Here is a 13143-nt window from a genome sequence, read left to right on the forward strand (position 1 = left end):
AAAAGTACGAGACCTTCTCCTATCTGCCGCAGATGACGCCCGATCAGGTGCGCCGTCAGATCGCTCACGCCATCGCGCAGGGTTGGAATCCGGCAGTCGAGCACACCGAAAAGGGCACGCCCGCAAAGGCGAGCTACTGGTACATGTGGAAGCTGCCGCTGTTCGGCGAGCAGTCCGTCGATAACGTGATGGCGGAGATCGAGGCCTGTCACCGCGAATTTCCGGACCAGATGGTGCGGTTCGTCGCGTACGACAACTACGCCCAGAGCCAGGGCATGGCATTCGTGGTGTATCGCTGATGAGGCGGGCGCTGGAGCTGACCAGATTCGGCGCCCATGATTTGAACGCGGCGCCGCGCATCGGCGCCGCTCCCTTCCTCGGGTTCTTTGTGCTGAGGTCCGTATGACAAACGTCGCCCCCGGTCATGCCACTGCAACTCTATCCGGCCGTGAACTGGCGCTCCAGCGCCGGCAGGCCATGGCGCGTCACGGCAAGGCCGGGACCGTCAAGGCTGCTCAAACCGAGCGCTCCGCTGCTGATCGCTTCCGGCTGAATGCGGCGCAAACCTCCAACGCCCATCACGGCGGCGTTTCGGCGGTGCCTGCGCCAGCGGCATTCACTCCGCCGGTGGCGCAGAAGTCCGCGGCGCGAGCCCGGCGGCAGGCGCTGTCCACGGTTGGTAAGGCGGCGTTGAAGAACGCCGGGCATGGCACGGCGACCCGCCCCGCGGCGCATCTGCGCCCAAGCCGGGCGGCGGCCGAGGTGCGTGGCTCAGATTGCGGTTGCGGCTGCGGCGGACAGTGCAGTTGCGGCGGACAATGCGGTTGCAGCCATGGCGCGGAGCGCAAGGAGGCAGCGCATATCGAAGCGGTTCAGAGCGGCACACCGGCGGTGGAGCGTGCAGCGTTGAACACGCCGGAGGCTACGGGTCGCGTGCTGGCCAAGATGCGCCGTGCCGCGCTGAGTCAGGATGGCAAGAAGGGCCTCAAGCGCGTCGCCCAGGCGACACGAATCGCTGCCGCGATGCCGGCGCAGGATTGGCAGAGCGCCATGCTCAAAGGCGCAACCGGCCGTCAGGTCGCGATGCAGCGCCGCCTGGTCCAGGCGCTGGCGGGTCGGGTCGACAAGACGTCCGGCGCCAGCACCCGGCCGACCGGCCGTATGCGCGCCCGCAACGTGGTCGAAGCGCCGGCCAAGGTCGAGGAGGGGCATACCCTGTCCGGGCAGACCGTCACCGGCACTCAGGTCGAACGCATCTCCAAGGTGACCGGCAATGAGCCGGGCTCCTGCCGCGCGATCACCGGCACCGAATATATTGGCTTCGAGCAGTTCCAGACCCTCTGCGGCACCCGGCCTGAGCCGGCCGCGCCGAAAGTTGCCGTCAGTAGCACACTGCGCGAGCAACGCATCACCGGCACTGCGCTGGGCCGCTCCATCAAGACCACCGGTGATGAGCCGGGCGCATGCCGTCCGGTGACCGGCACCGAATATCTCTCGAGCGAGCGTTTCGAGCAGTTCTGTTCGACGCGGCCGTCCGCCCCGCTGGGGAAGGTGGCGTTCACCCGCACCGACAAGGGCCAGGCTGTCACTGGCGCGCTGGTCGATCGTCCGCGCCGCGTCACCGGCGTTGAGCACGGCGCCGACCGCGCCGTCACCGGTACGCGTTACGGACAGGGCGAAACCGATGACGCTCCGCCCAAGGTGGCGGTGACCCATACGGCTGCGGGCAAGCCCGTTACCGGTACAGTGGTCGGCCGCAGCGAGCGGCAGACCGGCGATGAGGCTGGAAGCTGCCGTTCGATTACCGGCACCGAATATCACACTGTTGAGCAGTTCCGCGATTTTTGTCGAACGGCGCCGCCGGGAGGTGCGCGAAAGGTCAGCGTAATGTCCACGCGCGACGAGCAAACCGTCTCGGGGACGGCCGTCGATCGTTCGGCCAAGGTGACCGGCAACGAAGTCGGCTCCTGCCGCAGCATCACCGGCAGCCAGTACTACACGACGGCTGATTTCGCGGGGCTGTGCAAAACACCCGGCCCTCAGAAAGTGGCCGAGATGCAGACGTTGCGCGGTCGGACCGTGACTGGCTCGGAGGTCGCTCCAAGCCCAAAATCCTCCGGTGACGAGTCATACGGGTGCGAACCCGTCACCGGCACGGACTACATTGGCACCCGCCAGTTGGCCGCGGTCTGTCCGGCGGTGCCTACTGTCTCTCCGGTCAGCAAGGTCATCGTTGACACCACGCTGAACGGCCAGACGGTCACGGGCATCGCCGCGGGACGTGCGGACCACGTCACCGGCAACGAAGCCGGCACGTGTTCGCCGATCAGCGGCACCCCATACATCGGCCAGGGCCAGTACGCCGCGTTCTGCCAGGCGCCGCAGCGTGAACGGCAGGCGGCGCGGGTTCGCGACAGCGCGGTGATTCCGGCCACGGTGGTTACCGGCGATCGGCCGGGCGCGGGCGGAATGCAAGTCACTGGCGACGAGCGTGGCGCTTGCGGGCCGATTTCGGGCACGCCCTATCTCGGGCTGGACAATATCGCGTCCGGACAATGCGCGATGAGCGATCGCTTCAGCGCGCGCGATGTGGATCAGCGTCCGCCGGCTCCCCGGGATTTCAGTATCAGCATTCCGGCGCGGCAGGCTCGCGAGGAGCGCCAAACCGAGGTCATCACCGGCAGCGGCATGGGGACTTCGCGCATTACCGGCCCGATCAACAAGGCCGACGGCCTGATTACCGGCACGCCTGAATTCCGTCACGGCGACCAGGCGCGGCGTCCGCGCGACGACGACCAGTCGCTCCCGGCCGCGCGCCGTTTGAGCGGCGAAGGCAGCCAGCAGGGCCGGCGCATTTCGGGAGACGCCTGGGACGGCAACAGCCGTGTCACCGGCACCGAAGGTTCGTCCAGCCTGGCGCGCAATCCATCGATGCGCGGACAGCCACGCGGCGCTGGCACCAGCGCCATGGCGTTTCGCAGCATCGAGCGGCCTGAAGTGCCTGTATCGGTGGTCACCGGCTCGGCCGGGAATACCCGGATCGGCGCCACAGTGACCGTCTCCGGCGGGGCGCGCGGCTGAGGATCGCGAAGATGGACACGCGCAAACGCTTTCAGGCCCTGCGACGAGAGGCCACCCCGGTTGCCAACGCCGCAGCGTCAGCGGCAGCGGTGCCTGACAATCCGGCGTGCATGATCGGCAGCGGGCAGACCTGCGAGCATGCGCTGGTCGATCGTGACCTCAATCGCCTTTTATTCGACTACGAGCGGACGGTGCGTTCGCGCTTCACTCGCATCGTCGACGTGCTCAAGCGCATCTCCACACATCAGCACGACGAGAACTTCACCGAGCGCGCGCAGCAGCTCGCACGCGAGCAACTCGGTTTCGATCTGCCGTCGCAGGTGCTGGAGGACGCATGGGTATGCGGGCTGGATTTGTCCGCCTTGCATTCGCGCTGCATCTTCAGCGGCCTCAAGTCGTGCGTCGAGAATGCTCAGGTCGAGCAGGCCGGCTGGCGTCAGCGTATGCCGCTCGATGAGAATTTTCTGCGGTCGTGCGGCTATCACACGGTGGACATCAGCCCTTGTTCGGATGGCCGCTTGCAAGGCGTCAGCCCTTATGTGCTACGCATGCTGCCTGGACCGAACGTGCGGGTGAAGGCCTATGCAGGCGCGCTGTTCGATGTCGAGGTCGATGTCTGCGATTGGGCGCAGCGCGAAGTCGAACGGCTGTCCGGCGCCATGGTCGATGGCGAGCGCCTGAACTACCTCAAGATCGCCGTCTACCATTTCAGCAGCTCGTCCCCCAACGGTCACGGTTGCGCCGCTCATGGCAGCAACGATCGCCAGGCCACGGAAGCGGCGCTGCAACGCCTGCAGAACGAGTTGCGCGTAGCCATCGATAGGACATTTGGCTCGGGCGCCGCGCCCGACGTGCTGCTCATCGGCGTGGACACGGATCTGGATGCGCTGCGCATCCACCTGCCCGACAGCTTTGGCGAGATCAACGCGCATCGCTATTTCGAGACGGCGCAGGTCTATCGCGACACCCTCGGCCTTGCGCCCGAAGCGGCACGGAAGCGCATCGCGGAGATCGTCGCCGATGCCGAGGGCATGGGCGGCTGGGGGCAGGGCAATGGCCGCATGCACGAGGGCATGCGCCGCCTGGTGCTGGCGCTTGCCGAAGCCAATCTGTCGCAGATCGAATACGTCATCAAGCATCATACCGGGCGCTACGCGACCATCGGCCACGACGAGGAATGCATTGTCGCCGGCGAAGCGGTGCGGCCGCTGCAATTGCGCAACCTGTTTTATTTCGCCCACCTCGACACGGTCGAGGAAGGCGCACCCGACATGGATGTCGGGATCGATATTTTTGCCAAGCTCAATGTCGCGCACGGTCTGCCGGTCCCGGTACTCGTCCACTTCGAGTACGATGGCCGGATCCCTGCATCACGCGAGCGGGCGATCGCACGAGGCCGGCGGGTGCGTGATGCGATCGCGGCACGCTACCCCGATCTGGCTGCAAGGGGCCTGCTCAATTGCGCAATCGCGGTGAGTGACCGTGCCGGCGACGAGTGCTGCGCCTTCGTCGCCGACGCCGCCGTCGACGATCATTGAGAGGACTTATGCGTCATGAGAATCATGCGTGTGATAACCACTCTCGTGTCGACCAATCGCATCGACGCCATGGGCCATCGCCCCTTGCTGGTCGTGCAGGAGACACCGAATGGGACGCGCAGCGTTGCGGTCGACGCCGTCGGCTGCATCCCGGGCGACTGGGTGATTTGTGTCGGATCCTCTGCGGCGCGCGATGCCGCCGGAGCCAGGGATTATCCGTCCGATCTCACGATCGTCGGCATCATCGACCACTGGAATCCGGAGGGAGCGTGATGGAAGTCTGGCGCGTGGTGGATGATCTGGTCTGTACCCGGCGTGTGCCGGGAATGAGTTCGGCTTCGCTTCGTATCCTGAAAGGCCAGAAGGGAGAAATCTCGGTGGCGACCGATCCGGTCGGAGCGCCGCCTGGCAAATGGGTGTTCACCGCCGCGGGCACGGCTGCACGTATGGCCATGCCCGATCGAACAGTGGCTACCGACCTCACCATCTGCGGCATCATCGATGGCTGGGAGGAGGGATGACGACGCGGTGAGCAAAGAGCAACAACGGCGCGTGCACAGCGGGCGTCAGAATGCAGTGACTGGCTTGAGATTCTTTTATTTCGACAACAAGGAGCGAACAAATGGCTGAAACGATGGGTATTGCCCTGGGCATGATCGAAACCCGCGGACTGGTTCCCGCGATCGAGGCGGCGGACGCGATGACCAAAGCCGCCGAAGTGCGCTTGATCTCGCGGCAATTCGTCGGCGGCGGCTACGTCACCGTGATGGTGCGCGGCGAGACCGGCGCGGTCAACGCGGCGGTGCGTGCCGGGGCTGATGCCTGCGAGCGCGTGGGCGATGGCCTGGTGGCCGCGCACATCATTGCCCGCGTGCACAGCGAGGTCGAGGGCATCCTGCCGAAGGCGCCGAGCGCTTAAGCCCGGCTTTTTTCTACTGTTAGTAACTGGAAGGACAACGACATGGCGACACACGTGAACGGTATTGCCCTGGGCATGATCGAAACGCGCGGACTGGTCCCCGCGATCGAAGCGGCCGATGCAATGACCAAGGCCTCCGAAGTGCGGCTGATCGGCCGTCAATTCGTCGGCGGCGGCTACGTCACCGTGCTGGTGCGCGGCGAGACCGGCGCAGTCAACGCGGCGGTGCGTGCCGGGGCAGACGCCTGCGAGCGTGTTGGCGACGGCTTGGTGGCCGCGCACATCATCGCTCGGGTGCACAACGAGGTCGAAGGCATCCTGCCGACCCAGCCGGATTCCAACGGCGGTGGCCGCGGCGGCCGCGACGCCGAGATCACGTCCACCCGCAGCTGATCCTGCGCGGAGCGCACCATGGTGATCGATCGGCGAATCTCGGGCCGGCCGGCGCGCGCGTTCAACTTTGAGTTGGCGGCGTGCGGCCGTGTCTCGCCCGAGCGTGCTTGCACGTCGGTCGGGACATGCCGAACTGGTGCGCCATCCGCGCGCCGGGGTGGATCAACCGGGGTGGGCCGAGCGTTTGATGGAGCGGGAAATCCTGCCCGGTATGACGCTTTGTGGCGGGTGGTGGCCTGCGGCGTGGCCGGACTGCGCGATCGCGGCCCAAGGTGAAGACCCTGCAGCGTCGGGCGAACGCGCTGAGGTATACGTGCTGGCTACGCGGCCAAGACACCGCGTCGCTGTTCGAAGATTTCTACAGGAGGCGCGAGCGCATCTCGACCACGTAACCCAGATCGAACCCGGGGTAGGACGCCGATGACTGATGATTTCCAAGGTTGGGAGCGCCGTGACAAACCGCCCACGTTGTTTCGCCGCTTCGCGTTTGCGCAGTATGCGCAGACCCGCGCCTTCCTCGATGCGCTGTCGGCGCTGTCGGAGGAGGTTCAACGCCATCCGCAGAACATCAATTTCGGCACCACCTACGTCAATGTCACGATCGGAGCGGCCGATGGTGACGTATTGAGCACCGAGGACGAACGGTTCGCCGAGCGTATCGCTGCTCTGGCCGGGCGCGGGGAGTGAGCGATGGGCAGTCCGCTGGTCATCGCGGTAATCAACCAGAAAGGCGGCGCCGGCAAGACCACTGTTGCGATGCACCTCGGCGCGGGTCTGACGCGGCGAGCCTCGTCCGTGGTTGTCGATCTGGATCCGCAAGGCTCGGCCACGCAATGGGCCGCCGCCGGGACGCAGTCCTTTCCCGCCACGGTCAAGCAATTGCGCGTAGGCGCGGGAGCGATCGATTTGCGACGGGACTTTCGCGCCTATCCCTTCGTCGTGCTGGACTGCCCGCCGGCGGTCGATAGTCGGGCGGCGGCTCTGGCGCTGCAAAGCTGCGACGTGGCGGTCATTCCGGTGCTGCCCTCGCCGGTGGATCTGTGGGCCAGCATCCGGCTGCCGCAGGACATCGATGAAGCGAGGCGGCTCAATCCGCGGCTGCGCGCCTACCTGCTGCTGAACCAGATCGAGGCGCGCAGCGCGCTGTCGGCGGCGATGCAGGAGGCGTTGGCTGAGTTCGGCCTGCCGGTCCTGCGCACTCCGGTGCGCCGCCGCGGCATCTACAAGACCGCTGCGCTCGAGGGCGTGTCGGCGTACCAGTTGGGGGCTCGCGGGCAAAGCGCCGTCGAGGAGATAGACGGCCTCATTGAGGAGATCCTTGAATGACCAGCATCAAAGACAAGCTCGCCAGCAGCGTCCGTCAGGCCAAGACCGGCGCGGAGTCTGCCTCTTCCGGCAAGGCGGAGGCCGACAACAAGGCGGAGGCAAACAAGACGCCGCGCTCGACCTCGGCCAAAAAAGCGTCCGCCACTTCCGCGCCTGCGGATTCGCTGGCGGCAGAGCCGCCTCCGAGCGTTGAGGAGTTATTTCCCGAGCGCATCTGGCCGGATTGAATAGCAGGAAGTTGATCATGCGTAACGACCTCTCCCAGCGCGGCTATCTGCCTAGACGCGACCCCGCCTTCCACACGCCCGCGGCCCCTGCCGCGTCCGGCACCAGCGCCGTGCGACCGGTCGTCGCGGATACGGCCGGATCTTCTCCGGTCGCACTCGATGCTTTTCGCGTGACCAAGGAGCCTTACTACCGCTCGGTGGCCGATGAAGTCGCGCTCTATGAGGCTGCCTATTCGGCCCGCATGCCGATGATGCTCAAAGGTCCGACGGGATGCGGCAAGACGCGCTTTGTCGAATACATGGCGTGGAAACTCGGCAAGCCGCTGGTCACCGTCGCCTGCAACGAAGATATGACTGCCAGCGATCTGGTCGGCCGTTTCCTGCTCGATGCCAACGGCACCCGCTGGCAGGACGGGCCGCTGACCATGGCTGCGCGTTTCGGCGGGATCTGCTATCTCGACGAAGTGGTCGAAGCGCGGCAGGACACCACGGTCGTGATCCACTCGCTGACCGATGCGCGTCGCATTCTGCCGCTCGAGAAAAAGGGCGAAATCGTCGAGGCGCATCCGGATTTCCAGGTGGTCATCTCATACAACCCTGGCTACCAGTCGCTGATGAAGGATTTGAAGCAGTCGACCAAGCAGCGGTTCGGCGCGCTCGACTTCAACTACCCCGAGCATGAGGTCGAGGCCGAGATCGTCGCACACGAGAGCGGCGTTGCGTTGGACGCCGCGAAAAAGCTGGTGCACATCGCGGAGCACGCGCGCAACCTCAAGGGCCATGGGCTGGATGAGGGTATCTCCACCCGCATGCTGATCTACGCCGGCTCGCTGATCACCCGCAACGTCGCGCCGCTGGCGGCATGCCGGGTGGCGCTGGTGCGCCCGATCACCGACGATCCCGATATGCGGGACGCGCTCGATTCCGCGGTGACGACGTATTTCTGAACGTCTCTGACGAGTTGAAGACGCGAGGGGAAAAAGGAAACTTGAGGTCGGCCGGGGTCAGCATCGCCAGGGCAGTCCGAATTTACACATCATGGCCATCCACCTCGACGAATTCCAGGAGATCCTCGACGAACTGCCAGGCGGTGCGCAGGAGCTGCTGCGCGCCTCCTGGAACGAGGCGGCGCGCGCTTTAAGTCCGCGCGGGCTGGACAATTATCTCAAGGGCGCGGTGGCGCTGCACCATCTTGGTCGCAGCGAGGATTTGGTAGTCAGTTTCATCCAATCCATGCCGGAGGTGGGGCGCGCGATCGGCGAGGAGGTGCTACCCGATCTGGTCAACTTCCTGCTGGGCATGGCGTCCAAGACCTCGGGGCAGGTGCTGGCGCTGATCGTCGGCACCGCGCCGCTGGTGGCGCATCGCGTGGGCGATGCCGATCTGTTTCGCCACTATCTGAAGGTGCTGGAGATCGTGGCGGCGCAGGCTCCGCGCGGCCTGCGGCCGATGCTGGAAAACCTCGACCGCCTGCTCAATCAGCTTACGCTGGGAGGCCTGCGCCGCTGGGTGCAATGGGGCGCACAGGCGTACAAAACCGATTTCGAAGGGCAGGCGGCCTATTTCGGGCTGAAGAGCGCCGACGCGCAGGCGGTGCTGCAGCAAGAGCGCAAGGGCACGCTGTTCGTCGACATCCAGAGGCGGCTCAACATCTACATGCGCGCGATCTGGGGGCGCGATTTTTTTCTGCGCCCGACCGCTGGCGATTACGAAAGCCGCGAAGGGCTCAGGCCCTACATCGAGCATTATGTCATCTACATCGCCGACGCCTATGACGACTACAAGCCCGAGGGCGATGCGACGGCGCCGGTCAGCGCTCTCGAGGTCTACCGCGCCGCCGCCAACCATTGCGCCGCGCATCTGGTGTTCACCGACAAGCCGCTGTCGATGCAGCAGCTGCTGCCGGTGCAGATGGCGCTGATCGAGCTGTTCGAGGATGCGCGAGTGGAAGAACTCGCGATCCGCAAATTCCCCGGAATGCGCGAGGCCTGGTTGGCGCTGCATCCGGTATTCGACTACTCGGTCCAGCCCGCGACCGTCGGCGAGTTGCTCGACCGCCTCGCCCGCGCACTGCTCGACCTCGAGTCGTCCGACCCGCATCCCTTTGTGCGGGAAGGCGTGGCCGCGTTTCGCGCTGAGCGCGACCTGGACAGCAATCAGGTGAGCTGGAATCTCGGCGTAGATTTATCGCACCGCCTGTTTGAACTCGACCTGCCGACCTACAACAAGCTCACCGACGGGCTCAGCGCCATCTATCGCGACGACAACCGCGCCGTCTGGTTCCTGGAGGAATACGACGAGGCGCAGGTGATGGCAGCCACCTGGGAGACCCGCCAGCAGGTGCGCAAAAAAGTCAACGTGATGGAAATGGTCAACGAGGTGGACGTCGAGTTCGCCGGCGACGATGCGCAGGAGGTGTGGGAGCTTCCGACCGAGTTCTATCTCGACCAGGAAAACGTGAGCATCAACTCGCTCGAAGGCCGTCCGCCGATCTCCGAGCCTTACCACTACCCGGAATGGGATTATCAGATTCAGCTCGAGCGGCCCAATTGGGTGACGTTGCTCGAGTATCATCCTCAGCTCGGTGAGCTGGAGGTGATCGAGGGCATCATCCTCGAGCACAAGCCGGTGATTTCGCGGCTCAAGTTCCTGATCGAGTCGATGGTGCCGCAGGGCATGCAGCGCATCCGCCATATGGAGGACGGCGACGAGATCGACATCAACGCCGCGGTGCGCGCGATGATCGACATCCGCATCGGCCAACAGCACGATCCGCGCATCATGATGCGTTACAAGCGTGCGCTGCGCGATCTGGCGGTGCTCGTTCTATTGGACATGTCCGAATCGTCCAACGAGAAGGTGCGCGGTCACGACTACACGGTGATGGACCTCACCCGTGCCGCCACGGTGTTGCTGGCCGGCGCGCTGGACCGCATCGGCGACCCGTTCGCCATTCACGGCTTTTGTTCTGACGGCCGGCACGATGTCCACTACCAGCGCTTCAAGGACTTCGACCAGCCGTATGATGATCTCGTCAAGGCGCGGCTGGCGGGGATGAAAGGGCGGCTCTCGACCCGCATGGGCGCAGCGCTGCGACATGCCGCTCACTATTTGGCGCAGCAGCCCAAGAGCAAGCGCGTCGTGTTTGTTGTCACGGACGGCGAACCTTCCGACAACGACGTGACCGATCCGCAATACCTGCGCCACGACGCCAAGGCCGCAGTCGAAGAACTCGGCCGCCAGGGCATCACGGTGTATGCGCTCTCGCTCGATCCGCATGCCGACCAGTATGTGTCACGCATCTTCGGCTTGAAAAATTTCACCGTGATCGATCAGGTCGAACGCCTGCCGGAAAAACTGCCGATGCTCTACATGAGCCTGACGCGGTGAAGGTGGGCCGAAGATGAAGATCACCCTGCGAACCTACGTGTTCATGGATGCGCTGCAGCCGCAGCTCGCGTCCTATATCGCCACATCCTCACAGGGCTTTCTGCCGGTGCCCGGCGATGCCTGCATGTGGATCGAGGTCGCTCCCGGCATGGCGGTGCACAACCTTTCGGACATCGCGCTGAAAAAAACCAATGTGCGCATGGGTGAGCAAGTCGTCGAGCGCGCCTTCGGCTCGATGGAGCTTCACTTCCGCAACCAGAGCGAGGTGCTCGCCGCTGGCGAACTGATCCTGCGGCAACTCAACACCACCATGGATTCGCGGCTGCGCTGCAAGGTGGCGTGGAACGAGATCATCCGCGCCATCACCCCTGACCACGCCACGCTGATCAATCGTCAATTGCGCAAGGGCTCGATGATCCTGCCCGGTAAAAGCATGTTCATCCTGGAGGTCGAGCCGGCGGGTTATATCATGTATGCCGCCAATGAGGCCGAGAAGGCCGCCCACATCACGCTGGTGGACGTCAAGGCCTTCGGTTCTTTCGGCCGCCTGACCATGATGGGTAATGAGGCCGAGGCCGAGGAAGCCCAGCGCGCAGCGGTGGCAGCGATTGAGCGCTTGAACCAGCGCGCCGTACCGCACGCGTGAGCCCCATGGAAATCGACTCTATCGCAAAAAAACTGCTGTTTTCCACCGTGCGAGTGGATACCGAACTCGAGGACGGCAGCTCCGGCTCGGGCACGGCCTTCATCCTCAGCCACACTCACCCCCGGGGCAGCACACCGTTTATCGTCACCAACCGTCATTTGGTCGAAGGCGTGCGCCGCGGCGGCTTGGTATTCACCCAGCTAAGAGAGGGCAAGCCGGCATTCGGCGAGCGCTTTCAGCTCAATATCGACGACTTCCCTGCGGCCTGGTTCGTCCATCCCGATCCCGAGGTCGATCTGGCTATCGTGCCGCTGCGACCGCTCGAGCGTGCGGCGCGCGATCTTGGCGTGCAGTTATATTACCACGCAATCGACAGCGAGCGCATTCCCGATGTGGCAACGGTGCGGGGCTTCGATGCGCTCGAGGATGTGCTGTTTGTCGGCTATCCCAGCGGGGTGTGGGATCAGGTCAACCTCATGCCTATCCTGCGCCGCGGCACCACGGCCACGCCGCTGGAACTCGACTTTGAGGGACACAAGCAATTTCTGATCGACGCCGCGGTATATCCCGGATCGAGCGGCAGCCCGGTATTCGTGATGCGCGACGATCCGCTGCGCCCGCGCGGCGACTCGGCGCGTACCATCTGGTTCGCCGGGGTGGTGGCGGCAGTGTTCTTCCGCGAAGAGGCCAACCAGCTCGTGCCTGGGCCGGTCCCGGCGCAGACTCAGGCGCAGTCCATCGGCGCGGAAATGATCGACCTCGGCCTCGTGATCAAGTCCGAATCTGTACGTGAACTCATCGACGCATACGTACACAAATGGCTGTCTGACTGAAGACGCCCACGCCGCGACTACGACGTCGGACATGAATGCACTGGATGGTGGTGGTTGCGTATTTCGCAAAAGCGGGACAGCAGTTTCGCCACTGAAGGATAATCCCTTCCCCATCGAGGTGCGAGATCGATGTAAGACCTGTCGAGCACACGGATGGCACCGACCTCGATGACGGATTTAATGACGCGCAGGCTGTGCCAAGTCGAGTGCGTGACCCCTGTCCCATGTCGGCCGGCACCAACTGGTCGCTCTTGCGCAGCTGCTCGATCGCCTGTGCAAGAAGTGCCGTTAGATAGGCTATCGGGGCGAGTAGGATATATAAGGTCCTATTGTAGATAGAATAAACAAATCAAATTTTTCCTTATTCATTTTTCTTCCTATGACGTTATGGCCAGCCGCCGCCGGTCAGCCGCGGCGGTTGGCGGGCACCTGACGCTTTCGCATCGCGAGCTGCGCCTTCACTGATGGCAAGGATCGCGGTTCTGGTGGCGCCGCCGTCTTCCCCGGGATTTCGTCATGCTCGCGCTACTGCAGCAGGGTCTCGCGGCTGTGGTGCTCGCGTTATGACTTTCGATCGGAGGAGGGTTATGGTGGATGCACTGAACCTCGGACGGCGTCTGCGGGTGCGCTCGACCGCCTACGTGGCGGGTGAGCCGGTGCCGTTTTCCTGGCCACTGCGAACTTTCATTAGCCGCAATCCGCTCTACGGCCTCGAGGATATGCCCTTCGAGCAGGCGGTGCGGCGCGGCGCGGAGCTGTTCCATGCGCGCATGTTCCTGCCGCGCGGCAA

15 protein-coding genes are annotated in these 13143 nt (G+C 64.4%); all 15 read left to right on the forward strand.

Features of this window, described 5'->3' with window-relative positions; all coding sequences use genetic code 11:
* Positions 1 to 299, forward strand: a 299-nt coding sequence (locus tag BGO16_RS04835) for a ribulose bisphosphate carboxylase small subunit (RefSeq protein WP_292617459.1), incomplete at its 5' end; no start/stop codon positions are given.
* Between the two features lie 103 nt (positions 300 to 402).
* Positions 403 to 3081, forward strand: coding sequence for a CsoS2 family carboxysome shell protein (locus tag BGO16_RS04840; RefSeq protein ID WP_292617460.1), 2679 nt, complete (start codon positions 403 to 405; stop codon positions 3079 to 3081).
* Between the two features lie 11 nt (positions 3082 to 3092).
* Entirely contained in the window at positions 3093 to 4619 is a 1527-nt protein-coding gene (locus tag BGO16_RS04845; RefSeq protein ID WP_292617461.1) for a carboxysome shell carbonic anhydrase, read from the forward strand.
* A gap of 15 nt (positions 4620 to 4634) precedes the next feature.
* Positions 4635 to 4892 (forward strand): carboxysome peptide A, encoded by a 258-nt coding sequence (locus BGO16_RS04850; protein ID WP_292617462.1) that lies wholly within the window; start codon positions 4635 to 4637, stop codon positions 4890 to 4892.
* Entirely contained in the window at positions 4892 to 5140 is a 249-nt protein-coding gene (locus tag BGO16_RS04855; RefSeq protein ID WP_292611388.1) for a carboxysome peptide B, read from the forward strand. Before BGO16_RS04850 ends, BGO16_RS04855 begins: the two co-directional genes overlap by 1 nt.
* A gap of 101 nt (positions 5141 to 5241) precedes the next feature.
* Positions 5242 to 5538, forward strand: coding sequence for a BMC domain-containing protein (locus BGO16_RS04860; RefSeq protein ID WP_074929467.1), 297 nt, complete (start codon positions 5242 to 5244; stop codon positions 5536 to 5538).
* A gap of 75 nt (positions 5539 to 5613) precedes the next feature.
* Positions 5614 to 5931 carry a BMC domain-containing protein gene (locus BGO16_RS04865; protein ID WP_292617471.1) on the forward strand — a complete coding sequence of 106 codons (318 nt, stop codon included), beginning with the start codon at positions 5614 to 5616 and terminating at the stop codon, positions 5929 to 5931.
* 420 nt (positions 5932 to 6351) lie between these two features.
* Positions 6352 to 6618 carry a 4a-hydroxytetrahydrobiopterin dehydratase gene (locus BGO16_RS04870; protein ID WP_292617463.1) on the forward strand — a complete coding sequence of 89 codons (267 nt, stop codon included), beginning with the start codon at positions 6352 to 6354 and terminating at the stop codon, positions 6616 to 6618.
* A gap of 3 nt (positions 6619 to 6621) precedes the next feature.
* Positions 6622 to 7257, forward strand: a complete 636-nt coding sequence (gene parA / locus BGO16_RS04875) for a ParA family partition ATPase (protein WP_292617464.1) — start codon at positions 6622 to 6624, stop codon at positions 7255 to 7257.
* Positions 7254 to 7484 carry a hypothetical protein gene (locus BGO16_RS04880; protein ID WP_292617465.1) on the forward strand — a complete coding sequence of 77 codons (231 nt, stop codon included), beginning with the start codon at positions 7254 to 7256 and terminating at the stop codon, positions 7482 to 7484. Before parA ends, BGO16_RS04880 begins: the two co-directional genes overlap by 4 nt.
* A 17-nt stretch (positions 7485 to 7501) precedes the next feature.
* Positions 7502 to 8431: a CbbQ/NirQ/NorQ/GpvN family protein gene (locus tag BGO16_RS04885; RefSeq protein WP_292617466.1), complete on the forward strand. Its 930-nt coding sequence runs from the start codon at positions 7502 to 7504 to the stop codon at positions 8429 to 8431.
* A 91-nt stretch (positions 8432 to 8522) separates the two neighbouring features.
* Positions 8523 to 10874, forward strand: coding sequence for a nitric oxide reductase activation protein NorD (locus BGO16_RS04890; RefSeq protein ID WP_292617467.1), 2352 nt, complete (start codon positions 8523 to 8525; stop codon positions 10872 to 10874).
* A 43-nt stretch (positions 10875 to 10917) separates the two neighbouring features.
* On the forward strand, positions 10918 to 11520 hold the full coding sequence (locus tag BGO16_RS04895) for a hypothetical protein (RefSeq protein WP_292617468.1): 603 nt from the start codon (positions 10918 to 10920) through the stop codon (positions 11518 to 11520).
* A gap of 5 nt (positions 11521 to 11525) precedes the next feature.
* On the forward strand, positions 11526 to 12353 hold the full coding sequence (locus BGO16_RS04900) for a serine protease (protein ID WP_292617469.1): 828 nt from the start codon (positions 11526 to 11528) through the stop codon (positions 12351 to 12353).
* Positions 12354 to 12940: 587 nt separating this feature from the next.
* Positions 12941 to 13143 (forward strand): putative inorganic carbon transporter subunit DabA (locus BGO16_RS04905; protein ID WP_292617470.1); only part of this gene is annotated, 203 nt, incomplete at its 3' end.

The organism is Nitrobacter sp. 62-23, from assembly GCF_001897285.1.
In the GTDB taxonomy this organism is placed as follows: domain Bacteria; phylum Pseudomonadota; class Alphaproteobacteria; order Rhizobiales; family Xanthobacteraceae; genus Nitrobacter.

Coding starts and splice junctions, on each gene's coding strand:
- BGO16_RS04840 (WP_292617460.1), top strand. CDS start 403: ATGACAAACGTCGCCCCCGGTCATGCCACTGCAACTCTATCCGGCCGT.
- BGO16_RS04845 (WP_292617461.1), top strand. CDS start 3,093: ATGGACACGCGCAAACGCTTTCAGGCCCTGCGACGAGAGGCCACCCCG.
- BGO16_RS04850 (WP_292617462.1), top strand. CDS start 4,635: ATGAGAATCATGCGTGTGATAACCACTCTCGTGTCGACCAATCGCATC.
- BGO16_RS04855 (WP_292611388.1), top strand. CDS start 4,892: ATGGAAGTCTGGCGCGTGGTGGATGATCTGGTCTGTACCCGGCGTGTG.
- BGO16_RS04860 (WP_074929467.1), top strand. CDS start 5,242: ATGGCTGAAACGATGGGTATTGCCCTGGGCATGATCGAAACCCGCGGA.
- BGO16_RS04865 (WP_292617471.1), top strand. CDS start 5,614: ATGATCGAAACGCGCGGACTGGTCCCCGCGATCGAAGCGGCCGATGCA.
- BGO16_RS04870 (WP_292617463.1), top strand. CDS start 6,352: ATGACTGATGATTTCCAAGGTTGGGAGCGCCGTGACAAACCGCCCACG.
- parA (WP_292617464.1), top strand. CDS start 6,622: ATGGGCAGTCCGCTGGTCATCGCGGTAATCAACCAGAAAGGCGGCGCC.
- BGO16_RS04880 (WP_292617465.1), top strand. CDS start 7,254: ATGACCAGCATCAAAGACAAGCTCGCCAGCAGCGTCCGTCAGGCCAAG.
- BGO16_RS04885 (WP_292617466.1), top strand. CDS start 7,502: ATGCGTAACGACCTCTCCCAGCGCGGCTATCTGCCTAGACGCGACCCC.
- BGO16_RS04890 (WP_292617467.1), top strand. CDS start 8,523: ATGGCCATCCACCTCGACGAATTCCAGGAGATCCTCGACGAACTGCCA.
- BGO16_RS04895 (WP_292617468.1), top strand. CDS start 10,918: ATGGATGCGCTGCAGCCGCAGCTCGCGTCCTATATCGCCACATCCTCA.
- BGO16_RS04900 (WP_292617469.1), top strand. CDS start 11,526: ATGGAAATCGACTCTATCGCAAAAAAACTGCTGTTTTCCACCGTGCGA.